Origin of the sequence: Streptosporangium sp. NPDC023963 (assembly GCF_040639135.1) — a bacterium.
Taxonomy (GTDB): domain Bacteria; phylum Actinomycetota; class Actinomycetes; order Streptosporangiales; family Streptosporangiaceae; genus Streptosporangium.
In genome coordinates this window covers 1-25,294 of sequence record NZ_JBEZZK010000028.1, presented here as the reverse complement: position 1 = coordinate 25,294, position 25,294 = coordinate 1, and the positions used below count along the sequence as shown (strand labels likewise).

Genomic DNA, 25,294 nt, shown 5'->3' with positions numbered 1-25,294 from the left:
GAAAGATCGCGAATCACCGGGCAGGAAGCCTCCCACGAGGCGCGTCGCGGCCGACGAACCGGCTGGCCTCTCCAGGCATCCCGTCACGGGGCGTTCCGGCCTTGGCGCGAACCGGCGCGGACCGGCGCAGATCGGTGGGGCCCGGTGGGACCCGGATCGTCCCCGGCGTGAACGCCCACGCGCCGCCGCGCGGAAAAGGTATCGCCCGGACGGGCGGGGGAACGTACCGTCGCCATTATGAAGCTGCTCTCGGTCAACGTCGGCCGGCCACGCCCCAACCCCTGGAAGGGGCTCGACTCGACGGGCATCGACAAGCGGCCCGTCGACGGCCCGGTCGCGGTCACCGCCCCCGGCCCCAAGGGCACCGGCGCGGTCGGACTCGCCGGTGACCGTGTCCACGACGTGAAACACCACGGCGGCTCCGACCAGGCCGTCTACGCGTACGCCCGCGAGGATCTCGACGGCTGGGAGGCCGAGCTGGACAGGCCGCTGCCGAACGGGGTCTTCGGGGAGAACCTCACGACCGCGGGCCTGGACGTCAACGGGGCCCTGATCGGTGAGCGGTGGCGGATCGGGCCGGACGTCGTGCTGGAGGTGTCGTGCCCGCGCCTGCCCTGCGCGACGTTCCAGGGCTGGCTGGAGCGCGAGGGCTGGACCAAACGATTCACCCGGGCCGCACTGCCGGGCGCGTACCTGCGCGTGATCGAGCCAGGCGACATCCGCGCCGCCGACCCGGTCGAGATCGTGCACCGGCCCGCCCACAAGGTGACCGTCGCGCTCACCTTCCGGGCGATGACGTCGGAACCGGACCTGCTGCCCCGGCTGCTCGCCGCCGACGCCCTGCCGGAGGAGATCAGGGATCGAGCCCGCCGTCGCACCACCGCGTAGACACCGGCCTCGGCGGATCGGCCTGCCCCCGGCATGACGGGTGGAACATCACGACGGCGCAAACCGTCCGGGCCACCACCCCAAGGCGGATCGCCCGGCGTGACGGGCGGAACGTCACGATGGCTAGTGCTGTGACCGGAAACGTTTGCCGGGTTGAGCGATCACGCGGCGAGTGGAAGGGGGCGTCCGCCGAAGCGGATGCCCTTTTCGCTGCGGACGCGGGCACGTTCGCGGCGTTGGGCGGCCAGGGGGGTGGGGTGGCGGGCGTTGGCGTTGCGCCAGCGCAGGTAGGCGTGCAGGGCTCGGGTCTGCACCGTGTGGTTGGGATGGTCGGAGTTGGCGATGGTGAACTGCCGCAGTGGCCCGAAGTGCGCCTCGATCGGGTTGGCCCAGGAGGCGTAGGTCGGGGTGAAGCACAACTCGACCTTGTGGCGCCTGGCCCAGGTGCGGATGCGCCAGTTCTTGTGCGCTGACAGGTTGTCCAGGATCACGTGGATCGGAGCGCCGTCCGGGCGGGCGGCACGGATTGACCGCAACGCGGCCCAGGTGGGAGCGATGCCTTTGCGGCGCCGGTTGACGCCCCACAACGTGTCGTCGCCGACGGAGTAGCAGCCGTGGAAGTAGGTGGTCCCATGAGTGCGGTGGTAAGTGGCCGGCAGCCGGTCCGGACAGCCCTGTGGTGCCCAGCTCGTGCCGTGCGCGGGACGGATGCCCAAAGGACCGAACTCATCAAAGGCGAATGTCCCGAAGTCGCGGTCGCTCAGGTGATCGCACCCCTGCTCCGGGTGGACCACATGCCACTCCAGCAGGCGACCGGTTACCTCCTCATGCAGATCCTCATCAACGACCTGGGCCCACCGACAGTCTTGGCACGCCGCCACGAACTCTGCGCTTATACGCCGCCCGACGTCTACGAAGGGACGATGCGCTTCCTTCGTCATGCCGCCACGCTGCGTCTGCCGCATGAAGCTCGAAAGGTAGCTTTTCCGTTTCATCGATCATGAGGTAAATCTCCAGTTTGCTCCTGGTGATCGGACCGATCGTGCCTGCTCAGGATGTCGACTGCCTCAAGTAGATGAGAAAAACTGCAGGATGCCTCAAGTTGAATGAGACGGTTTCAGTGCGACCAGTAGAGCAATACTCGATAATGTGTTCTAAAATATGAGCACAAATCGGATTAGTCGATGTGCCTCAGGTTGAATGAGACGGGACATATGAGCCGGCCGCGCTGCTGCGTACCGTCGATCCCCTCCGGTTGGCGCCACGCGGCAACCCCCGCCTCGGCGCACTCGGTTCCCGATGCGTGCCGGTCGCGCCTACGGCGCGGCGGTCAGCCGGCCGGTGGCTGCAGCAGACGGTTGACAGCCGCGCGGCCGGCTTCGAGCGCGGCTTTGAGGGGTTTGCCGTTGCGGGTGAGGCGACCGATGTGCGGGGTATCAGGCCCGGGACGCACGGACAATACCGCTGGGGCCTGGCTGTCGGCGGGCGGACGGGTCATCGGCGGCGCGGCCTGGTCGTACTGCGCGAGCAGCGCGTCGTCGTGTAGCAAGCGGTGGCCGCGTGTGAAGAAACTTCGGTGCAGTGCCTCCGGATGGTTCCGTAGAACGGTCACGGCGATCAGGCGTGCCCCGTAGGACGGGCGCGCGCCGGGTCCGGCGGCCGGTGTTCCGATTCCGGCGGCCGGTGTTCCGATTCCGGCCGGAGGCGCGGGACGGGACCGCAGGACAAGGACATGGCTGGCACCCTGTGCCAGGGCCGTACGGTAGGGGATGGACTCTGCGAGCCCCGCGTCGTAGTAGAGCCGCCCTGCCAGTTCGATGGGCGGACCGGCGAGGAACGGCAGTGCGGCACTGGCTCGCAGTGCCAACCGCAGTTCGGCGGGACCGGTCAGATGCGGGCGCAGATCGGTGGACCGCCCGGTGCGGACATCGGTGGCGAGCGGGTGATATTCGACGGGGTTGGCCAGGACGGCGTCGAAGTCCATCCGGGCCACCTCGAGGTACAGGTACTCGACGAGGTTACGCACATCGACCATCGGCCGGCCGCGCAGCAGGTTGGACGGGCGGATCATCGCTCTCGCGTAGACGGGTTCGGCCCAGCCGGTCAGGTGCTCGGGAGTTCCGCTGAGCAGCCAGGCCGCCGTGATGGCCCCTGCCGACGCTCCGTAGACCGCGTCGAAGGCGTGTGTCACTCCGCTTTCGTACAGGGCGAGGGCCATGCCCGCGGAGATCGTGCCGCGCATGCCGCCGCCTTCGATGGCCAGGGCCACCCGGTGGCCGTCTCGGCGCTCACCCGGGCGGCTGCCGTGGCGGATTCGGTCGGCCAGGACGCGCAGCACCTCATGCCGGCCGGGCTCGGTCACCGGTTCGCGTTGCATATGTCCTTCTCGTTTCGCGGCGCCGGTCATGGTGTCGGAGTACCGTCGCCGGACAGGTAGGAGCGGGCCTGTGCCCAGATGCCGCAGTCGGGTTGAATGGCTGTCCAGGTGACGGACCTGAGCCGTCCCCGCCCTCGGTGGCGCCGCATGACGGTGACGTGGTCCGGCCAGGCGACGAAATCGCGCCGGGCTTGTTCATCCTGCCAGATCGACACCGAGCCGCACCTGCCCCGCAGCGGCTCCGTCCACAGCCACATGCCGACCGCTCCGGGCAGACGGGGCCGGCCGCGACGCAGGCTGAGCCCGGCCTGGTAGACACCGGGCAGGTGGCCGGGTTGGCGCCGCAGGGGACTGCGACCTCGTCGTAGCGCTTGAGCTTGCGCCGATACAGGCCGACCAACAATCCGTCGGGCGTCTCGCGGATGTCGGCGACATCCAGGGCCGACAGTTCGGAGACCCGGGCGGCGCAGGCGTAGCCGAGCAGCAGCGCGGCGGCGTCGCGCCTCCCGGCCAGGGTGGTGCGATCTACGGTGGCGAGCATGGCGCGCAGCGCCCCGGCAGCCTCTACGCGGCGTTCGGGGACAAGAGGTCTCTGTTCAACGAAGTCATCGAGGCGTACGGCCGCCCCCGGCCGGAGAGTTCATCTGGGCCGCGATGGCGAGGGAGCCCACGGCCTTAATTCGCGGCGATCACTTCACGGAGGGTGACAGTTATCAAAGGGGTCCCGGTAGCAATCGCGGAAAATCCAACGGATATGGGTCTGACCTGCATGGATAGAGCCTGACCCGCCGTCCCGTGATCATGTTTCCCAAGGAGTGTCCGCAGGTCAGAAGCAACATCGTTGGATTCACGGCCATTACTGTCGGGACCCCGGTCCCGACAGGCCGGACTGCCGGGTCAGCCTGCGGGGGCGAGGCGGGCGATGACGACGCAGGCGATGTTGTGGTCGGAATCGGCCCGGTGCTTGGGCAGCTGACCCAGCCCGCCAAATTTTCGATCCTGCCGACGCTGGTCAGTGGTCTGTACGCAGCAGCTCGACGGCGCGGGCCCGGTCGGCAGCGGTGGACAGGGTACAGATCCGGATCGAGTTCAGCGAGGCGTGCCCGAGCAATTCGGAGACCGGCACGATGTCCGCGCCGGCTCGTGTGCGCCTACCATCGCCACCAGACACACGAATCTGCCGGCGGACTTGACCCTGACGCTGCGTCAACCCTGCATGCTGGCTGTCATGAGCATCCCGCCAACAACCGATCAGGTCCAGGAGACCGCATGTAAGTTCCGGCGAAAAATGGCCGGGAATCTCCGGAGCCACGTGGCCAGACATGATCCCTTGACGGCAGCTGTACGGCCCCGCCGTGTGGCGGGGCCGTACAGCTGCCGATGTGGTGGGTCATCGTTGCCTGCCTGTTCGCCAATCTCTCCTACCGTCGCAGGACCTCCTGAGCCGGCGCCGACCGGGTCTAGGCGAAGTTGAGAGCAGGATCAGAACATGCTGACCATCAGTCAATTGGCGGCGTATGCCGGCGTCACGGTGCGGGCGGTGCGGCATTATCACCAGATCGGACTCCTGCCCGAAGCGGACCGGGATGCCTCGGGCTACCGGCGCTACGGCGCGAAGGCGGTCGTGTCGCTCATCAAGATCCGAACCCTCGCCAACGCCGGCGTGCCGCTGTCTCAGATCGGTCAGATGCTCCAAGCCGACGCATCGGCCTTTGCCGAAGCAGTCCAACGGATCGACAGTCGCCTGCACGACGAGATCGAACGGCTTGAGACCAGCCGCAAGCAGATCGCGCAGCTCGCCGCCGGGGACAGTCTGGCGCTCCCGCCGGAGGTGATCTCCTACCTCGATCTGCTTCGGGAGATCGGGGTAGGAGAGCGGATGGTGGAGGCGGAGCGGGACGGGTGGATCCTGGTTGTTGCTGCCTCCTGGCCCGAAGACATCCCCGCGGTCATGGCCGCAAAATTCGCGCAGCTCGATGACCCGCAACTCGTTCGGCTCTACCGGATCCTGTCGGAGATCATCGAAGACGACGACGCAGGCGACGACGACCCGCGTCTGGCAGAAGCCGCCGACATCATGGCCGGCCTGGCCGAGCAGGCATACACCTCCGGCGAGATCAACCCCGACGAGGTCGCGCACGACGACCTACCGGTTGACCTTCTGGACGCACTTGCCGTCGAGTCCGACCCGCGGGTGGAGCGGCTGCTGGACCTGATGCGCGAGCGCGGCTGGGCCGGTTGGCACCGGATGGAGCGGCTGGCGGAGCCCCCCGGCTAACCTGCGGGCGTCGTTTCACACCCGGACGTCCACTACTCATGTCGGCGGGCGACGGGGTGCAGGACCAGGGTCTACCTCAACGGCGCCTATGCCGACCAGTCGCACTGGCGGCGCGTCATCGCTGACCTCGGCGGCGACTACCGGCACATCACCTACGACGAGCGCGCCGTCCGGGACCTGGCCACCGGCACCAGCCACCGTTCCCGATTCACTTCCGAGAAAGGAAGAGCATGACCATCAAGCGATCCCCCTGGACCGGCATGGTCCCAGTAGACGATACGGCCTTAGCCGTCACCGACACCGACACCGACGGTGTCCCCGTGATCTACCTCAACGGCCACGCCGCCGTTCAGCGGCAATGGCGGCGGGTCCTTGCCGAGTTGGGAACGGAGTGGCGGCATATCACCTACGACATGCGAGGGCGTGGCAAGTCGAAGCGTTCGGCGGATTATTCGTTCGAGACGAACATCCGAGATGTCGATGCTGTCCTCGCAGCCCGGGATGTGGCCCGGGCGGTGATGGTGGGCTGGTCCTATGGAGCGTTTGTCGCGGCGCACTGGGCCGGCCGGAATCCGGCCCGTACCGTGGGCACGGTCTTGGTGGAGGGCGCGCAGCCCTACGACTGGTTCGACGAGTCCATGGAACCGGGGATGCGCAAGATATGGAAGCGGATCTGGTGGCCCATGCAGCTGCTGCGCCCGTTCGGTATGGCTCCACGGATGACCGGCGACCAGCTGGCAGACAGCAACATCGAGGTCGGCAAGATCGCCCGCGAGCGTGACCTGGGCCCCGTGCTGGACAGCATCACCGTCCCGGCGCGCTACGTGGTCGCTTCTGGGGAGTCCTTCGGAAGCCAGGGCGGGCACGAACGGATACGCGCCAGCCTCCCTGCGGTGACCGCCCGCAATCCGAACATCCAAATCAGCGCGAAAGTCGCCAGCAACCACGGTTCGATCCTGCGTAAGGACTATCGCGCCATCGCCGAGGCCGTACGTGAGGTCGCCGCCCTCGACCACGAGGGGAACTGAAGACGCCGCCGTCACGGTGAATCCCGCACGGGAGAATCCTGATAGCCGTCGGCGCAAAGCCAGAGGCCTACACGCCCTCTCCCTCCACCGTCTCCCCGCGCCGTGTCCCCGCCGTCGGGCAAGTCGGGGATCTCGCCGAGCCGGCGCAGGCCTTCGGCCGGTGCGGAGGAGATGGCATAGCGGCCCAGGACGTCGAGGTGGGCGTGGCCGAGCGAGGAGTTCCGGCGACGGGACGGCGACGTCGTCCCCAAACCACGCAACCCCGCCCGCGGCGACATCGACGCCGACGAGGCCGTCATCCTGGGCATCGTCGTGTCGATACCGCATAACTTCTAGTGCCAATACCCGTCGTAGTAGTCGACCAGGTGCTGGGCGTCCGGGCCGGCCGAGGCGGCGGCGACTGTGAGGTCGGCCTCTCGGAGGATCTCCGACCGCACCAGCGGCGGCACCGACGCCGCCGGCACCTCTCCTGGCCCTCGCGGTGAAAGGTCATCGGGTTGGTCGCGCACAGCGCGTCCAGGTCCCAGCCCTCGTCGGACATGCCCTCGACGACGCGCAGGAGCCAGCGGGCCTGCCAGTCCGCAAGGTCGCGCACCACCTCGCCCTGCCCCTCGTGACAGTCGTGCTCCCAGTAGCCGATCGACACGCCGGTCCAGCCGTGCCGGATCAGCTCCGTCCGAGCCAGTTCGTAGCGCACGACGTGACCGGCGACGCGGTCCGGCTCTTCCGCGTACACCTCCCGGAGGACCTGTTCGAACGGCTGCGCCAGACCCCTCTCGCGCCACGCGTCCACCTCCTCGGCGCTTGCGCCGGCCGGGTGCCACAAGGCGACCGTGCCCTCGGGGCGGTGCCCGGCCAGTTCCCAGCCGTCGACGGTCCTGACCGGCAGGCCTGAGGGACCGCCGGGGATCCGCCACACCAGGGCGCGGGCGTCGGGGCCAGTGACGGGGTGGTCGAGGAAGTGCTCGCCGACCTCACGCCAGGTCCATTCGCGCTGGTGGATGAGCGCCTGTTCCAGGCGGTAGCGCGCGGCCGTGCGCGCCTGCTCGACCTCTCTGGGCGTGGCGCCGGCAGCGGGCAGAATGCGGTCGAGCAACTGGTCGCGGGTCAGCGCGGCCGCGTCGGCGAGCGCGTCGAGCGCGCGAGCGACCCTCTCCTGTACGGACGCCGCCCGTACCCGCGTCTGAATGAGCGCCAGTGGGGTGACTGTCTCGGCTGCGCCCCGGCGGGCCAGCACGCCGACGGCCCCGTCGGCGACGGTCTCGCTGCGGCAGGTGGAGCCGGGGCCATCGTGGCCGGTGCCGCAGGTGACAGCGGCGTCGGCGAGCAGCGACGGGACCCAAGGTTCGTCAATGACCTCGCAGGTCCAGATCAGGCCGCGCGCCACCGAGACGGTCCGGCCCTTCAGGAAGCGGTCCTCGCTCCAGCTGATGTCGGCGTGGTGGCAGACGAACGGGCCGCCCCGGTAGGCGGCCAGGCGGGTGACCAGCTCGTGGACCAGGGCGATGGCCTCAGGGGTGAGCAGATCGCAGACGACCGGCAACCAGCCGTCGCCTGGGGCCGGTGCGTCGGCGGTGGCCCAGTGGCGCAGCAGCGGCAGCATTCCGGCCAGGCGGGAGCCGTACTCCTCGGCCAGCATCGTGGCGAAGGGGTCGGCCTCCCCGATCACGTTCCTGACCGCACCGGCTGGGCCTTCCTCGGTGAGCAGGCTCTCCAGGAGCGGCTGGAGCTCTCCGAGGTCCGTCAGGTGGCCGAACAGGTCACGGCGCTGTTGCGGATGGAGCAGGTGAGCGGCCGACAGCGGGATCCGATAGAGCTCCTCGTGGCAGGTGTGGCCCTGGCGGGCCCAGTAGCCGGCGCGTTCGGCCAGGTTCCAGGCATCGTCGGGCGTCCAGCCGACGGCGCGCCCGGCCACGGTGCGGACCAGGCGCAGGACACGCTCGTCGTAGTCGTGGCCGCCCTGCGGGCTGAGCCAGAGCTTGGTGTGGGCATAGGTGCCGTAGAGGCGCCAGTCGGTGCCAGGGCCGGGGTCGAGGCCCTGCTCGGTGAGGGCGTCGAAACGCCGGTAGGCCTCCCTGGTGGCCGGTTCCAGATGATCCCAATTGCCGGCGAACGTCACCCCATGATCGTAGTCGCACGAGGTCCGAATGAAGATCGTCGTTCTGGACGACTACCAGCGGGTCGCTCGAGACCTGGGTGTCCCGGCTCGGTGAACCTGGCACCGGCTCGCTGAAGTCGGCACGGCGGCTCAGCAGACATGGAACCGGCTCAGCGAACGCGGCATGCGGCCACGCTCCCGTCGCCGCACCTCACATGAGGTTCCACAGGTGCCGGATTCACTGAGCCGATCAACCCGAACCGGATCGGTGGGAGTTACACGCGCTCAGGTCAGATTCCTTCGGCTGTGCCACTCGCCGTGAATCAGGAAAGCGGGAATCCGCAACCGGAAGAGGCCGCAGCCGATTCCCGCCCACGGAGACGTCGGACGACCAGGTCAAAGGTCCAGGCCGGAGCCGCCGAACCGGTCCCGCAGGAACCTGCCCTGGTCGCGCAGGGCCTGCTCGTCACCCCGGTAGACCGACTCGGCCACCTCGCGCAGCCGGGTATCCAGCAGGTCGAGCTGGGCGAGCAACTCCTCGTGCGCGCTGCGCTCCCGCTCACCGCGCCGCGTGAGCGCGCGGGAGCGGGGCAGGTTCGCGTACGCCTCCAGGCTGGACGGCAGATAATCCCTGATCGTCTGCGACACGATATGCAGGTGATCGGGTGAGGAGGTGAGCGTGTCCGCCCGCCGGAGAATGTCACGCAGCACCTCGGCGAGCGCGCTGACGCGCGTCGTCACGTCGCCGGGGAACCGGTTTTTACCAACCTCGGCCAGCAGGGTGCCCAGGTCCGCACGCAGCCGCCGCGACTCCACCTCTGCGTGCGAGATCGTCAGCCTCACCCGGTCCGCCGGAGCGAGCAGCGCCCCGACGCCGTACAGCCCGGCGACCACGACGGGCCAGAACGTCCCGGCGACGCCGAGGAAGACCAGGACCACCCCGACGAGCGCCAGCGCACACCCGACGATGTTCCTGGTCGACCCGGCGTAGGCGAGGATCCGCCCTCCCGGGCTACTGGTAGCCACGGATCTCCTTGAAGGCCGCGGCCAGCGACCCCTGCCGGGCGTCGAAGGTCGCCCCGCCGGTGAGCTCGGCGATCCGCCGCATCTCCTCGACGTCGCTGTCACCGAAGAGCACGACGAACGTCCGGAACTTCACAGGCAGCGACGCGTAGTAGGCGGCGAAGTCGTCGTAGGAGCCACCGTCGGTGTTCTCGCCGTCCGTCATCAGCACGATCGAGGTGAAGTCCTCCGACGGCGAGGACCGCACCTGCTCGTAGGCGGCCCGCAGGCTGTCGAAGATCGCGGTGCCACCGTCGGCCCGCAGCCCCTCACCGTAGGAGCGGATCCGCTGGAGCACCGGTTCGGCGTCACGGTCGGGCAGGGTGAACGTCCGCGGGGCGCCGGGACCCGTGTTGAACGGGATCATCGTGACCGTCTCGCGGTCACGAAAGCGCGAGAACGACCCGCTGGCGGAGGTGTCGGCGCCCGACAGAGCGGTCAGCGCCTGCTTGAGCGCGTCGATCCGCTCCCCTCTCATCGAGCCGGAGGTGTCCAGCACGAACAGGGTCCGCGACGGCCTGCGCACCTGGTTGAGGTAGACGCCGATCAGCTCGTCGGCCGCGCCGCGCCGGTTGGGGAAGGGCAGCTCCACCAGCGACGCGGTCCCGAAACGCGGCTCCGGCCTGACCTCGGGGACGATGGGCCTGCGATGGGTGGTGATCATGATCTCCCGCTGGATCTCCGGCGTGCGCAGCCAGGCGGCGAGCTTGCCGTACAGCTCCCTCTTCTCCGGGGGCGCGGAGCTCAGGAGCGTGAGCGGGTAGTCGGCCGTCACCACCCCGTCACCCGGATAGACCAGCGTGAGCGGCTCGGAGAGCCTTCCGGAGGCGTTGAGGCCGAGCAGCACGGACTCGTAGTTCACGAGCCCGTCCACCGTGCCCTCCTTGGTGTACGCGTCCGCGAGCCAGCCGGAGGAACCGGAGGTGAGCGTCTGCGCCGAGAAGAACTCCTTCAGCCGGGGGGTCGCCGCGGTGATCTGGGCCTCCTCCAGGGCCTCACCGGCGTCGGAGAGCGCCGCCGTCACCCCGACCAGCGCCGAGAATCCGGAATTGGACGCGGCGGGGCTGGTCATGCCGAAGGTGAACTTCCCGGCGCTCGCGGCCGAGGCGATGTCGCTCCAGGTCACCGGCTTGGCGTCCCAGCCCAGCTCGCGGGCCTTGGACGCCTTCAGCCCGAGCAGCACGGGCGAGACCATGACCTTGGTCTGGGTCGAGAGCCGCGCGGCCGCCCCGTCGATCAGCGACAGGTAGCGGTTGGAGGAGAACCACGTCGCGTCGTACCGCCCGTCCGCGCCACCGCTCGCCACCTGGTCGGCCCCGTCGAGCGTTCCGGCGTACGACAGCGTGACCCGCACGCCGACGGCGTCCTGGGCCCGCCTGAGCAGCGGTTCCAGGTCGCCGACCTCGCTTCCCACGAGGACGCGGAGCACATCGGGGCCGTCGGCGGGAGTGTCGGAGGTGTCGGGCGTGCCGGCTCCGCCGCACGCGGCCGACACCACCAGCAGGACCAGCGGGACCAGTACGGCGAGCGCCCGCCTCACCCGGCGGCCACCCGCCCGCACGCCGAGCGCCGGCCCAGCCGAGCGCGAACCGAGTGGCACGCCGGATACCGACCAGGCCGGGCGGGAGTCCGGTGACGCACCGGGCGCAAGGCCCCTCATCGCGGGAGTTCCTGCTCGTCGCCGCGCCGGGAGCGCTCCAGGTACGTGCGCGCGTGATCCAGCTCGACGGTCAGGCTGTCCACGGTGATCGCCATGTTCTCCACGGCCTTGGCCTTGAACGTGTCGATCATGTCCATGGTGGCGTAGATGTTGTCGAACGCCTTGCGCAGCGCGTCCATGCCGACCGTGGTCGAGGCCGCCTGGGTCTGGATGCCGGCGGCCTGCGTGCGCAGCATCTCGCTGGTCGCCACGATCAGGTCGGAGGTGGTGGCGTTCAGCGCGGTGATCTGGTCGAGCACGAGTTTCTGGTTGGCGAGGGCCTGGGCCACGGTCACGGCCGTGCGCAGCGCCGCGACCGTCGTCGTGGTCGCCCGGTCCACGCCTTTGACCAGTTCGAGGTTGTTCCTGCGGATCAGATCCAGGGCGAGATACCCCTGGGCGGACACCGCGAGCTGGGTCAGCAGGTCCTGGTGCTTCTGCCGGATGCCGAACAGCGCGTCCGAGCGCAGCGCGGTGGCCTTCTCCGGCTCGGCCGCCTCGACATACATGATCTTCTCTTCCACCGCGGCGTCGAGGGCGGCGGCGAGCAGGGCGTACTCCTGCAGGCGCTTCATCGACTCCCACACGTTGGTCTTCTCGCCCTCGATGGCCGCGTTGTCCTTGCGCAGCTCGTCCTGCCCGGATTTGAGAGCGCGGATGATGTCGTCGAGGTGTTTCTGCGCCGACTGGTACTTCGCGAAGTAGTCGCGCAGCCTGTCGCCGAACGGGATCAGTCCCAGCAGCTTCCTGGCCGGGCCGGACGTCTGCTTGGGATCGAGGTCGACGATCGTGCGGCGCAGCGCGACCAGTTGTCCCGCCACCGCCGCCTGCGCGTCCCGGCCCTCGCCCCGCGCGGACGCCAGCGCGGCCACCGGGCGCCCCAGCATGCGGTTCGCCACCTGGGAGGAGGCCCGGATCTCCGAGTCGCCCATGGAGATGATGTCGTACACCTTCCGGGCGAACTCCGGCGATCTGGGGTCCAGGCCGCCCAGCTCCTCGGCGAAACCGCGGGCCTTCTCCGCCAGCTCCGCCTCCCGCCCCTCCGGGACCGGCAGCATGGTGGCCGCCTTCTCCGTGGGCACCTTGGCCACGGGTTCGGGCGGGCTGAGCACGAGATCGCTCACGGTGGTCTCTCCTTGAAACGCTGGGAAGGTGAGGTCAGGGGGCGGATGAGGGAACCGCTCCGGAGCGGTAGAGCGTCTCGACCGCGGAGATCATGCCCTCCAGCCGCTCGTGGTCGGGAGGCTCCACCACGTCGACCAGGACGGGTGGCAGCGGAGCCCTCGCCTTCGCCACGAGGTCGTCGAACGCCCGGGGGGCGGCGGTGCGGAAGCCGTACAGGGCCGCGAGGCGCCCGAGTTCCGGGTCCTCCTGCAGGAGGCGGCCGACCTCGGTGCCCCGCTCGCCCAGCGGTACGAGCGTGTGCTTGCTCAGGACCGTGGGCGAGGGGTAGAGCAGCCGCATGTCGGGGCGGATCGAGCCGTCCCCGGCGAACAGGCGCGAGGCGTACTGCGCCTCGTAGATCACGACCATGGGCGTCTTCCCCATCCCCAGGGACAGGTAGTCCTCGAACGGCGCCTCGGTGGAGGTCTCGGAGTAGCCCTGGTCGAGGAAGAGAGGGGCTATGGCCCGGGCCACCCTGGCCCCCTGCTCGTCGGAGGTGACCACGTCGTCGCCGTTGGCCACGTAACCGGCGATCGACAGGTACATCGCCGCGGAGTTGGAGGTACGGATGTCGGTGGTGGTAAGCAGCACGCGCTTGCGCGCCGGGTAAGCGGTATTACCCGGCAATTTGTCCCACCGAGTGCCTTTCGCCACCAGAACTAGATATTTCTGGATATCGAACACCTGGTAACCCTGACCGGAGTCCCGTACGACGCCCGCCCTGGTGAGCACCTCCACGATCGGGGTGAAAGCGGCGATCGCCATGGGCGAGGAGAACGGCGCGAACGTGCGGGCAGCACCCCGGTCACGCCTGATCTTCTCGGCCGCCGGAGCGCTGGACGGGAACGCGAAGCCGTATTTCCCCAGGTCCACCGAGGTCGCGATCTGGCGCGATCCGGCGGTGTCGACCTCCACCCGCAGGCCGTGCGCCGCGAAGACCGCCCGCACCCTCGGATCGTCGAAGAACGGCTTCTTCTCCGAACCGATCACCCCCCGGACCAGGGTGAGCTCCCTCGTCTCCGCACCGCCGCCGTTGCCCACCACGATCGCCGCCACCACGGCGGCGCCGAGGAGCAGCGCCAGCCCGACACCGATCCAACGCCTCATGTGATTCCTCGAAAGCTTGCCCCGTATCGCTATGAAATAGCGGTCGTAATTGAATTATGTGATTAATGACGACAGCGCGGAGCGAGGAACTCACAACGTATTGACAATTCACTTTCCGTTCACCAATACGCCACTCGGAGGGCGGTCGCCGTCGTCGCACCGGAACTCGCATGAATCCCCCGGCGTCGGCCTCGACCCGCCGGAAAGCACCGAGACGCTGAACTCCGTCGGCTCGGTGAACTCCGGGCAGTCGCCCGGCACCGACCACGAAGGTCACCCTCGCCGGCGGATCCACCAGATCGACAGCCTGGTGACCGACTCGAAGGAGCGGAGACGGGGATCATCGGCCAGTGACCAGGCGAACCCTCTGGGCACCTCAGGCGGAGCGACCGAGTTCCCTGTCGGACGACCCGCTCGACGAAAACGGGGCGGTGAGCCTTGCTTCTAGGTGGTGAGTCTTTAGGCCATTGTAAATGATCTTGAATTTCAGGCCGACGCCTTTACAATGTAGATTTATAAGCATACTTCCCGATTGTTTGACAATTGACCGGTAGCAGCCAGTTGATCCGTGCTGACAGGTCGCGCGAGGACGTCCGTCCCGCGGTCGGGCACGCGGCCCGCGCGCCCTGCCGCACTCCGCCCCCCCTGGATCCGGTGGCGTACCGCTCCCCCGGCCGGCGGCTCGCCGCCAAGGTTCAACGCGTGGCGTCGTCCATCTGGGCGATCAGGCTCTTGGGCCGCATGTCGGTCCAGTTGGTCTCGATGTACTCAAGGCAGCTCGCCCGGTCGGCCTCACCGTGGACGACGGCCCACCCCTCGGGCACGTCGACGAAGACCGGCCACAACGAATGCTGACCCTCGTCGTTCACGAGCACGAGATACGAGGCATCGGGATCCTCGAAGGGATTGGTCATGACAGGCCCCCAATTGGTAGAGCATGGCTGAAGGAGAAGGTGGAATCGCGGCTGGGGCAAAAACGCCCGTCAGCGTCCGACATACGACCCGAAGAACGAATCGTTCGGTTGATCACTCGATGAAGGCCGGGTGAAATCCTGCTTAAGGAGTCGATTTTCATGCTTGCGCAGCCGCACAGCGAGACGTTCAGGTACGGCCGAAGGCGGCGAGCACATCCGCGACGAGAACCGGAAGGTGATCGACCAGGTAGAAATGGCCGCCCTCGAACGATCGCGTCCGGAAGGGGCCGGTGGTCACGGCCGACCACGCCATGACGGACTCCTCGGACAGGTCCTCCTCGGCGTCGCCGTAGTAGACCGAGATCGGGGTGTCCAGAGCAGCGCCCTTGATGGTCGGCTCGTAGCTCTCGGCCAGCCGGTAGTCGGCCCGGATGGCGGGAAGCAGCAGGTCGAGCAACTCGGGGTGCCTCAGCGCCTGGCCGTCCGTACCCCCGAGCCCTGTCAGATGTTCGATCAGCCTGTCGTCGGCGGCCCCGGCCAGGTCCGGCTCCTTTTCGTGGCCGGGGGCGGAGCGCGCGGAGACGAAAAGGCCCCGAAGCCCGATTCCGTGATCCAACTGCAGGCGCAAGGCCACCTCGTAGGCGACGGACGCTCCCATGCTGTGGCCGAAGAACGCCAGCGGGACGTCCGCCAGCCGCAGGCACTCCTGGACCACCGGTTCGACCAGGTCGTCGAGGCGTTCGGCGAACGGTTCCGCGACCCGGTCCTCTCGCCCGGGGTAGCGGACCGCGGACAGTTCCACCTCGGCGGAGACGTGATCCGCCCACGGACGGAAGAAGCTCGCCGCGCCTCCCGCGTGCGGGAAGCAGACGAGGCGCAGCCGCGGAACCGGGCTCCGCGTCATGGTGCGGAGCCATGCGCCGGATCTTCCGGCGCGACCGTCGAGCATCCTGGCCTCTCCCCTGCCGATCGGGAACGGCCGGTGAGATGGACCTCGATCCGGCCGACGGGATCCTAACCAGGTCCGTTCGCTCCCCCGACATCGCCCTTTCCGAAATGCCGATGGGGCACACTCCCCCTGTCATCTTGTCTGACAGACAAGATGACTACATATATCGTTCACTATTTCGTCACCGGGACAGGCAAGGCTCTCCGCGAGCCGGATATCGAACGCTGCGCTCACCCTTCCTACCGAGCGAACGAGGTATCCAGCATGTCCGGATCGAGGAGCGTCCGTCGCGTGTTGATGGTCGACCGGCCCGGCACACGGCATGCTCGACCGTTCACCCGCCGGAAGCCGGCACACCCGATCGGTGAGTAAAGATCCATGGCCGGTCGGCTTCAGGCCCGCGCACCGGTGGGATCCGGCCGCGAGACGGCGACGTGGCACGCGCCCGTCGCGCCCACCCCGGAGCGGCGGGAAGCTCGCTTACGGTGACCGCACCGGGACACCGCCGCCCGGACACTGAACGACCATCCCCCAGGCCCAGTCCGGCCACACGCCGTCCACGTTCCGGCTCACCGATGACCGCACACTCGGACAGCTCGTTCCGGGCGAGGCGACCGTCGCGAACCCTTCCGCGGGCGGCTCGCTCCCACGGGGAAACGGAGCGAGGGCACGTACTCCGGCCGGTCAGGCGATGCCGCGCCCCGTACCCGCCCACCTCTCGCTCCGGCCGGCCGGAGCGGCGGGGACCGGAGCACCTGTACTCCCATAGAGATCGTCTCTAGTTCAGAGCTGAGGTTGACGAGGTATGTTCGAACACGCGAAGAAGGCTCTGACTGCGGCGCAGAGGGGCATCTGGTCCGCCCAGGCTCTCGATCCGGAGAGCCCGGCCCAGAACATGGTGGAGTACCTGGACATATCCGGGGACCTGCGGCTTCCCCTGCTGGAGGAGGCCATCCGGCAGGCGCTGGCCGAGACCGAGGTGGCGCGCCTGCGTTTCGGCCAGGACGGCGGCGACCCCTGGCAGATGGTCGAGCCTCCGCCGGACTACCGGCTTCCCGTGGTGGACCTGCGAGGCGAACCCGATGCGACGGCGGCCGCCGAGGCGTGGATGCGTGCCGACGCGGCCCGCCCGGCCGACCTCGAAGCCGGCCCGATCTTCGGCATCACCGCGTTCCGGGTCGGTGAGGACCGGACCGTGCTGTACCTGCGGGCCCATCACATCGCGCTGGACGCCGTGGGTTACACGCTGTGGCTGGACCGGGTGGCGGAGATCTACTCCGCGCTGGAGGACGGGCGCGCCTGCCCCCTGTCGCCGTTCGCGACGCTCGACGAGGTCCTGGCCGACGACGAGCTCTACCGAGGCAGCGAGCAGTTCGCGCGGGACCGGGCGTACTGGGCGGAGCAGATGGCGGACGCCCCCGACGCCGTCTCGCTCACGGCGGGGACGGCGCCGGCGTCGGCGTCGGCCCATCGCCGCAGCGCGGTGGTACCGGGCGGGATCGCCGGGCCGCTGCGGCGCCTGGCCCGGTCCTCGGGCGTCGCGCTGCCCGCGCTGCTGATCGGCGCGGCGGGGTTGTACGTGCACCGGATGGCGGGGGCGCCGGAGGTCGTGCTGGGCCTGACCGTTCCCGCGCGCAAGGGGTCCGGGGTGGCGGGCACGGTGGCGACGATGGCCAACAACCTTCCGCTCCGCCTGAGCCCGGAGCCGGGAATGAGCGTGCGCGAGCTGGCGCGTCACGCCTCGGCGCGGACCCGCGGGCTGCTGGCCCACCAGCGGTACCGCCACGGGGACCTGTACCGCGACCTGAGGCTCGCGGCCACGGGCAGGCGGATGTCCGGGCCGGTCGTCAACATCCTGCCGTCGGACGAGAGCCCGCGTTTCGGGCGGTGTGAGACCACCTCGCGGACGTACCTGACGAACGGCGCGGTGGACGACCTGACGATCCTCGTCTACGAGCGGTCGGACGACAGCCTGCGGGTGGACTTCGCGGCCAACCCGGCGCGCTACACCGCCGAGGAGAACGCCGCCCACCAGGAGCGCTTCCTGAACCTGCTCGCGACGCTGGCCCGGCTGGAGCCCGGCGCGCCGATCGCCGGGCTGGACCTGCTCGCCCCGGACGAGCGCGAGCGGCTGCTGGTGGAGTGGAACGACACCGCCCGCGAGGTGCCCGCCACGACGTTGACGGCGCTGTTCGAGGCGCAGGTGGCCCGCACTCCCTCGGCGCTCGCGGTGGTGACACCGGAGAGCGCCCTGACCTACGGCGAGGTGAACGCCCGGGCGAACCGGCTGGCCCGGTTGCTGGTCTCCCGTGGCGTGGGTCCGGAGGAGCGGGTCGCGGTGCTGATGGACCGCTCCGCCGACCTGGTCGTCGCACTGCTGGCGGTGCTGAAGTCGGGGGCGGCGTACGTGCCGGTCGACCCGGCCTACCCGGCCGAGCGGATCGCGCGCATGCTGGCCGACGCGCGGCCCGCCCTGGTGCTCGGCCGGCGGGGTCCGGCCGCCGGGCACGGCCTGCCCGGCGTCGTGGTCGACGACCCGGACGTCGTGGCCGCCGTGTCGGCGCTGTCCGGGGAGGACCTGACCGATGCCGAACGGGGCGGCGGACTGCTGCCGGGACACCCGGCTTATGTGATCTTCACGTCCGGCTCGACCGGCCGTCCGAAGGGTGTCGTGGTCCAGCACGGCAGCGTGGTCAACTACGTGACGCGTGCGGTGAGCGCGTACCCGGAGGTGGCCGGCAACGTCGTCTACCACACGTCGGTGTCGTTCGACGCGGGCGTGACCGAGCTGTACGGGGCGCTGATCTCCGGTGGTCGCGTGCACGTGGCCGGGCTGGACGAGCGCCTGCCGGCCGTGCTGGGCGAGGAGCGGCCGGACTTCCTTCATCTCACGCCGAGCCATCTGGCCTTCCTGAGGCAGTTCGGCGACGCGCACGTGCCGACAGGCCGGCTGATGGTCGGCGGTGAGGCCGCGCAGGCCACCCAGGTGCTGGAGTGGATCGGGAAGCACGCCGGTGTGGCCGTGGTCAACCACTACGGGCCGACGGAGACCACGGTGGGCTGCCTGGACCACGTCGTGGAGGCGGGCTGGGACGGTGAGGGCGTCCTGCCGATCGGCAGGCCGATGTGGAACACCCGGGTGTTCGTGCTGGACGCCTGGCTGCGGCCGGTGCCCGTGGGCACGGCGGGCGAGCTGTACGTCGCCGGCGCCCAGCTGGCCCGCGGATACCTGAACCGTCCCGGCCTGACCGCCGGGCGGTTCGTCGCCAACCCCTACGGCGCTCCCGGCGAGCGGATGTACCGCACCGGCGACCTGGCCCGCTGGAACGCCGGCGGTCAGGTCGAGTACCTGGGCCGTACCGACGACCAGGTGAAGGTCCGCGGCTTCCGGATCGAGCTCGGCGAGGTCGAGGCGGCGCTGAGCACCCACCCGGCCGTCTCCCAGGCGGCGGCGGTGGTGCGCGAGGACCGGCCGGGCGACAGGCGCCTGGTGGGGTACGTCGTCGCGCCGGCCGGCACGGACGCCGTCCAGATGCGTCACCACCTTGAGGGGACGCTCCCCGAGTACATGGTCCCGGCGGGGATCGTCGTGCTCGACGCGCTGCCGCTGACGGTGAACGGCAAGCTGGACCGCGAGGCGCTGCCCGCGCCCGAGCACGTCGGGGACACGGAGTTCCGGGCGCCGGCCACGCCGCGCGAGGAGGCGCTGTGCGCCCTGTTCGCCGAGGTGCTCGGCGTGGAGCGGGTGGGCGCTGACGACAACTTCTTCGAGCTGGGCGGGCACTCGCTGCTGGCGGTGACGCTGATGGAGCGGGCGCGCCGGCGGGGCGTCCCGGTGAGCGCGCGGGCGCTGTACGTCACGCCGACGGTCGCGGGGCTCGCGGCGGCGGTCCAGGAGACGGCGGTCCAGGAGACGGCCGTCCGGCCGGCGGGTCCGCCGGCTGGGATCCCGGCCGGCACCACGGTGATCACGCCGGACATGGCGCCCCTCGCCGGCCTCACCGCCGGGGAGATCGACCGGATCGTGGCAGCCGTTCCCGGCGGCGCGGCCAACATCGCCGACATCTACCCGCTCGCGCCGCTGCAGGAGGGCATCTTCTTCCACCACCTGGTGGAGGGCGGCGACAGCGCCGATCCGTACATCATGCCGGTGGTGCTGCGGTTCGACTCCCGGGCACGGGTGGACGCGTTCCTCGCCGCCCTGCAGCGGGTGATCGACCGGCACGACGTCATGCGCACGGCGTTCGTGTGGGAGGGCTTGCGCGAACCGGTCCAGGTGGTGCTGCGGGAGGCCCGGCTTCCCGTTCGGGAGACGGACCTGGACGGCGGGCCGGCGGAACAGCTGGTGGAACGGCTGGTGGCGGGGCTTCCGGCGCGGATGGACCTCACCCGCGCCCCGCTGCTGCACGCGCACGTGGCCGGGGAGCCCGGCGGCGGCCGGTGGCTGGTGGCCCTGCGGTCACACCACCTGATCCAGGACCACACGGCCCTGGACGTGGTGCTGGGCGAGCTGGCGGCCTTCCTGGAGGGGCGGCAGGACGCGCTCCCCGAGCCGTTGCCGTACCGGGAGTTCGTGGCGCGGGCGCGGCTGGGGACGCCGGCACGGGAGCACGAGCGGTTCTTCGCCCGGCTGCTGGGCGACGTGACCGAGCCGACCGCGCCCTACGGGCTGCTGGACGTGCACGGCGACGGCGGGGGCGTCTCCGAGGCGCGGGCGTGGCTCGACGCCGGTGTGGCCGCGCGGGTGCGGGAGCAGGCGCGGCGGCTCGCGGTCAGCCCGGCGACGCTGTTCCACGTCGCCTGGGCGCGGGTGGCGGCCGCCACCTCCGGCCGTGACGACGTCGTCTTCGGCACGGTGCTGTTCGGCCGGATGGACGCCGGGGCCGGAGCCGACCGCGTCCCGGGGTTGTTCATCAACACGCTTCCCGTACGGCTGGACGTGCGCGCCGGGAGCGTGCTGGACGCGGTGGACGGCATGCGGCGGCAGCTCGCGGAGCTGCTGGCGCACGAGCACGCGCCGCTCGCCCTGGCGCAGAGGGCGGCCGGGGTCCCCGCGCAGACGCCGCTGTTCACCTCGCTGTTCAACTACCGGCACGGCCAGGCGGACGCCCCCGGCATCGGCCTGGAGGGCGTGGAACTGCTCCACGCGCACGAGCGCACCAACTACCCGGTCGCCGTCAACGTCGACGACACCGGCGACGGCTTCGCCGTGACGGTCCAGGCGGCCTCCCCGATCGATCCGCGTTCCCTGGCGGCCCTGGTGACCACGGCGGCCGAGGCCGTCGTGTCCGCGCTGGAGTCGGCGCCGCCGGTGGGACTCGCCCGGGTCGAGGTGCTGGACGCCGCCGAACGGGACCGGATCCTGCTCCGGTGGAACGACACCGCCAGGGAGGTGCCCGCCACGACGCTGACGGCGTCGTTCGAGGCGCGGGCGGCGCGCACCCCCTCGGCGACGGCCGTGGCGTCACCGGACCTGAGCCTGACGTACGCGGAGCTGAACGCGCGGGCGAACAGGCTGGCCCGGTGGCTGATCTCCCGGGGGGCCGGGCCCGAGGGCCGGGTGGCGGTCATGATGGACCGCTCGGCCGACCTGGTGGTCGCCCTGCTCGCCGTGGTGAAGTCGGGGGCGGCGTACGTGCCGATCGACCCGGACTACCCGGCCGGCCGGATCGCCTACATGCTGGCCGACTCCCGGGCCGACCTGGTGATCACCCGCACGGACGTGGCGACCGGCGCGGGCGTGACGCGCGTCGAGATGGACGACCCGGCCACCGCCCGGGAGCTGGACGGGCTGGACGGCGGGGACGTGTCCGACGCCGACCGGCGCGCCGCGCTGCTGCCCGCCCACCCGGCCTACGTGATCTACACCTCCGGGTCCACCGGCCGCCCCAAGGGGGTGGTCGTGAGCCACGCGGCGGTGTCGCACTATCTCGCCTGGGCGACGCACGCGTACCCGGCGCTGGCCGGACGCACCCTCCTGCACTCGTCGGCGGCCTTCGACCTGACCGTCACCCCGCTGTACGGGACGCTGGCGTCGGGCGGCACCGTGCACGTCGCGGGGATCCACGACGAGATCCCCGCCGATCAGGCCCCCACCTTCGTCAAGGCGACGCCGAGCCACCTGGGCGTGCTGTCGGAGTGGCCCGCCGGGTCCCTCCCCGCGGGCGACCTCGTCCTGGGCGGCGAGGGCCTGACCGGGGAGCAGCTGGCCCGGTGGCGGTCCGCCCACCCCGGAGTCGTGATCGTCAACGAGTACGGCCCGACGGAGGCGGCCGTCGGGTGTGTCGCCCACGAGGTCCGCCCCGGGGGTCCGGATCTTCACGGCGGCGTTCCGATCGGCCGCCCGGTGTGGAACACCGCGGTGTTCGTGCTGGACGGGTCGCTGCGCCCGGTGCCGCCCGGTGCGGCCGGCGAGCTGTATCTCGCCGGCGCGCAGCTGGCCCGGGGATACCTCGACCGGCCGGGCCTGACCGCGGAGCGGTTCGTCGCGAACCCCTACGGCACTCCCGGCGAGCGGATGTACCGCACCGGTGACCTGGCCCGCTGGAACGCCGACGGCGACCTGGAGTACCTGGGCCGCACCGACGACCAGGTGAAGGTCCGCGGGTACCGGATCGAGCTCGGCGAGGTGGAGGCGGCGCTGCTCGCCCACCCGGCGGTCGCCCGGGCGGCCGTGACGGTGCGCGAGGACCGGCCCGGAGACAGGCGCCTGGCCGGGTACGTGGTCCTGCGCGACCCGGTCGACGTGGCGGAGGTGCGCTCCCACCTGGCCGGCGCGCTGCCGGACCACATGGTCCCGGCCGCGCTGGTGGTCATGGACGAACTGCCGCTCACGGTGCACGGCAAGCTCGACCGCGGGGCGCTTCCGGCCCCGGACTACGGTGCGGGCGCCGGTGGCCGGGGTCCGGCGACGGCGCAGGAGGAGATCCTGTGCGCGCTGTTCGCCGAGGTGCTCGGACTGCCCGCCGTCGGCGTGGACGACGACTTCTTCGACCTGGGCGGGCACTCCCTGCTGGCGACGCGCCTGGCCGGCCGGGTGCGGCCGGTGTTCGGGGTGGAGGTGCCGATCCGGGCGCTGTTCGAGGCACCCACCCCGCGGGCCTTCGCGCGGCGGCTGGGGACACCGGGTTCCGCCCGGAGCCCTCTCGTAGCGGCCGACAGGCCGGAGCGGGTTCCGCTGTCGTTCGCGCAGCGGCGGCTGTGGTTCCTGGGCGAGCTCGAGGGGCCGTCGGCGACGTACGACATCCCGATGGTGCTGCGGCTGACCGGCGAGCTGGACGTCGACGCCCTGCGCGCGGCGTTGCACGACGTGGTCGGGCGGCACGAGGTGCTGCGGACGGTCTTCGGCGGCACGGACGGCCGGCCTTACCAGCGGATCCTGCCCGCCGGCGACGTGGTGGTTGAGCTGCCGGTGGTCCCCGCCACGCGGGACGGCCTCCGGCGGGCGGTGGGCGCGGTGGCGGGCCACGTGTTCGACCTGGCCGCCGAGATCCCGCTGCGATCGTGGCTGTTCCACGTGAGCCCGAGGGAGCACGTGCTGCTCGTGGTGGTGCACCACATCGCGAGTGACGGCTGGTCGCTCGCCCCGCTGGCGCGGGACGTGTCCGCCGCCTACGCCGCGCGGGCCGGTGGCGCGGCTCCGGCCTGGGAGCCGTTGCCGGTGCAGTACGCCGACTACGCCCTGTGGCAGCGCGATCTGCTCGGCGACGAGAACGACCCGGCGAGCGCCCTTCACCGCCAGCTGGAGTACTGGCGCGAGGCCCTGGCCGACCTGCCCGGGGAGCTTTCCCTGCCCGCCGACCGGTCGCGGCCCGCGGTGGCGTCCCATCGTGGCGGCACCGTGCAGGTGCGCGTCGACGCCGACCTGCACCGGAGGCTCGCCGAGCTGGCGCGCGCCGAGGGCGTCACCATGTTCATGGTGCTCCAGGCCGCCCTCGCCACCCTCCTGTCACGCCTCGGCGCCGGCACCGACATCCCCGTCGGCACCCCCGTCGCCGGACGCACCGACCACAACCTCGACGACCTCGTCGGCTTCTTCGTCAACACCCTGGTCATCCGCACCGACCTGTCCGGCGACCCCACCTTCCGCGAACTCCTGCACCGGGTGCGCGAACGGACCCTGGACGCCCTCGCCCACCAGGACGTGCCGTTCGAACGGCTGGTGGAGGACCTGGCCCCCACCCGGTCCATGGCCCGCCACCCCCTCTTCCAGACCATGCTCGTCCTGCAGAACACCGCGCCCGCGAGCCTCGACCTGCCCGGCCTGGACGTCGAACGGCTCGACACCGGCGACCGGCCGGCCAGGTTCGACCTCGACATCGAGCTCCACGAGACCCACGCCGGCCTGACCGGCACCGTCACCTACGCCGCCGACCTGTTCGACCACGACACCGTCGAGACACTGGCCGAGCGGTTCGTCCGGCTGCTCGGCGCCGTGGCCGGCGATCCCGCCCGCCGTGTCGACGACCTCGAACCGCTGGGCGAGGCCGAGCGTCACCGGGTGCTGGTGGAGTGGAACGACACCGCGCCCGAGGTGCCGGCGGTGACCCTGCCGGACCTGTTCCAGGCGCAGGCGGCTCGCACTCCCGGCGCCTCCGCGGTCGTCCACGAGGGCAGCGCCCTGTCCTACGCCGAGCTCAACGGCCGGGCGAACCGGCTGGCCCGGCTCCTGGTCGCCCGCGGCGCCGGGCCGGAGCGCCGGGTGGCGGTCATGATGGACCGCTCGGCCGACCTGGTCGTCGCGTTGCTGGCCGTCGTCAAGTCCGGGGCGGCGTACGTGCCGATCGACCCGGCCTACCCGGCCGAGCGCGTCGCCTACATGCTGGCCGACTCCCGGGCGACCCTGCTGATCACGGACGGGAGCGCGCCGGGCGGCGAGCCGGTGCCACTCGTCGACGCGACGCCGTCCGTTGACGCCGTGCTGCCCGTCGACGCGCTGTCGCCCGTTGAGGCGACGCCGCCCGTTGACGCGGTGCCGTTCATCGACGTGACCGACCCTGCCGTCCTCGCCCGCCTCCGGGCCACGGACGGCACCGACCTGTCCGACAGCGACCGGGACGGCGCCCTGCTGCCCGCCCATCCGGCCTACGTGATCTACACCTCCGGATCCACCGGCCGCCCCAAGGGCGTGGTCGTGCCCCACGAGAACGTCGTGTCCTTGTTCGCCGCGACCCGTGAGCGGCTGGGCATCGGCTCGCCCGACGTGTGGGCCTGGTTCCACTCCTTCTCCTTCGACGTGTCGGTGTGGGAGCTGTGGGGCGCGCTGCTCCACGGCGGCCGGCTCGTGGTGGTCCCCTTCGAGGTATCCCGGTCGCCCGCGGACCTCCTGCGGTTGCTCGCGGCGGAGAGGGTGACCGTACTCGGCCAGACCCCGTCGGCCTTCTACCAGCTCATGCGGACCGACGCCGAGGTGGACCTCGCCCTGCGCATGGTGGTGCTCGCGGGCGAGGCGCTGGACGTGACGCGGCTGGGAGCGTGGTACGCCGGGCACGGGGACACCGCGCCGGTATTGCTGAACATGTACGGCCCGACCGAGGCGACCGTGTACGCGACGTGCGCGGCGCTCGGCGTCGAGGACACCGGAGCGCGTTCCCCCGGCAGCGTGATCGGGCGGGGCCTCGCCGGCGTGTCCCCGCTCGTCCTGGACGCCCGCCTGCGGCCCGTCCCCGCCGGCGTTCCCGGCGAGTTGTACCTCGCCGGGGTGCAGCTCGCCCGCGGGTACCTGGACCGT

General features: G+C 70.7%; 13 protein-coding genes and 1 pseudogene. 5 read left to right on the top strand and 9 right to left on the bottom strand.

Annotated elements, in window-relative coordinates:
* The first annotated feature begins 237 nt into the window (after window positions 1-237).
* Window positions 238-888 carry an MOSC domain-containing protein gene (locus tag AB0F88_RS42835; RefSeq protein ID WP_362697903.1) on the top strand — a complete coding sequence of 217 codons (651 nt, stop codon included), beginning with the start codon at window positions 238-240 and terminating at the stop codon, window positions 886-888.
* Between the two features lie 161 nt (window positions 889-1,049).
* On the opposite strand, the pseudogene AB0F88_RS42830 reads toward AB0F88_RS42835, so the two are convergent.
* A pseudogene (locus tag AB0F88_RS42830) lies at window positions 1,050-1,658 on the bottom strand (transposase); the annotation flags it as partial.
* A 24-nt stretch (window positions 1,659-1,682) separates the two neighbouring features.
* Here AB0F88_RS42830 and AB0F88_RS42825 point away from each other — a divergent pair.
* Window positions 1,683-1,892, top strand: coding sequence for a hypothetical protein (locus AB0F88_RS42825; protein ID WP_362697900.1), 210 nt, complete (start codon window positions 1,683-1,685; stop codon window positions 1,890-1,892).
* Window positions 1,893-2,218: 326 nt separating this feature from the next.
* Here AB0F88_RS42825 and AB0F88_RS42820 read toward each other — a convergent pair whose 3' ends face one another.
* Window positions 2,219-3,265 carry a patatin-like phospholipase family protein gene (locus AB0F88_RS42820; protein WP_362697897.1) on the bottom strand — a complete coding sequence of 349 codons (1,047 nt, stop codon included), beginning with the start codon at window positions 3,263-3,265 and terminating at the stop codon, window positions 2,219-2,221.
* 1,489 nt (window positions 3,266-4,754) lie between these two features.
* Here AB0F88_RS42820 and AB0F88_RS42815 point away from each other — a divergent pair.
* Window positions 4,755-5,543: a MerR family transcriptional regulator gene (locus AB0F88_RS42815; RefSeq protein ID WP_362697894.1), complete on the top strand. Its 789-nt coding sequence runs from the start codon at window positions 4,755-4,757 to the stop codon at window positions 5,541-5,543.
* A gap of 230 nt (window positions 5,544-5,773) precedes the next feature.
* On the top strand, window positions 5,774-6,571 hold the full coding sequence (locus AB0F88_RS42810; RefSeq protein ID WP_362697891.1) for an alpha/beta hydrolase: 798 nt from the start codon (window positions 5,774-5,776) through the stop codon (window positions 6,569-6,571).
* 295 nt (window positions 6,572-6,866) lie between these two features.
* On the opposite strand, the gene AB0F88_RS42805 is transcribed toward AB0F88_RS42810, so the two are convergent.
* From AB0F88_RS42805 to AB0F88_RS42775, 7 genes are all read right to left on the bottom strand, one after another.
* The gene (locus tag AB0F88_RS42805; RefSeq protein WP_362697888.1) at window positions 6,867-8,690 is read right to left on the bottom strand and encodes a DUF4132 domain-containing protein; all 1,824 of its coding nucleotides are present in this window, start codon (window positions 8,688-8,690) and stop codon (window positions 6,867-6,869) included.
* A gap of 375 nt (window positions 8,691-9,065) precedes the next feature.
* Window positions 9,066-9,695, bottom strand: a complete 630-nt coding sequence (locus tag AB0F88_RS42800; RefSeq protein WP_362697885.1) for a hypothetical protein — start codon at window positions 9,693-9,695, stop codon at window positions 9,066-9,068.
* Window positions 9,682-11,271, bottom strand: a complete 1,590-nt coding sequence (locus tag AB0F88_RS42795; RefSeq protein WP_362697882.1) for a VWA domain-containing protein — start codon at window positions 11,269-11,271, stop codon at window positions 9,682-9,684. The genes AB0F88_RS42800 and AB0F88_RS42795 overlap by 14 nt, the downstream gene beginning before the upstream one ends.
* A gap of 116 nt (window positions 11,272-11,387) precedes the next feature.
* Window positions 11,388-12,554 carry a toxic anion resistance protein gene (locus AB0F88_RS42790; RefSeq protein WP_362697879.1) on the bottom strand — a complete coding sequence of 389 codons (1,167 nt, stop codon included), beginning with the start codon at window positions 12,552-12,554 and terminating at the stop codon, window positions 11,388-11,390.
* 34 nt (window positions 12,555-12,588) lie between these two features.
* Entirely contained in the window at window positions 12,589-13,701 is a 1,113-nt protein-coding gene (locus AB0F88_RS42785; RefSeq protein ID WP_362697876.1) for a hypothetical protein, read from the bottom strand.
* Window positions 13,702-14,396: 695 nt separating this feature from the next.
* The gene (locus AB0F88_RS42780; RefSeq protein WP_362697872.1) at window positions 14,397-14,615 is read right to left on the bottom strand and encodes an MbtH family protein; all 219 of its coding nucleotides are present in this window, start codon (window positions 14,613-14,615) and stop codon (window positions 14,397-14,399) included.
* 187 nt (window positions 14,616-14,802) lie between these two features.
* Window positions 14,803-15,519, bottom strand: coding sequence for an alpha/beta fold hydrolase (locus tag AB0F88_RS42775; RefSeq protein ID WP_362697869.1), 717 nt, complete (start codon window positions 15,517-15,519; stop codon window positions 14,803-14,805).
* Between the two features lie 850 nt (window positions 15,520-16,369).
* On the opposite strand from AB0F88_RS42775, the gene AB0F88_RS42770 reads away from it, so the two are divergent.
* Window positions 16,370-25,294: amino acid adenylation domain-containing protein (locus AB0F88_RS42770; protein ID WP_362697866.1), on the top strand; the 8,925-nt coding region annotated here is incomplete at its 3' end.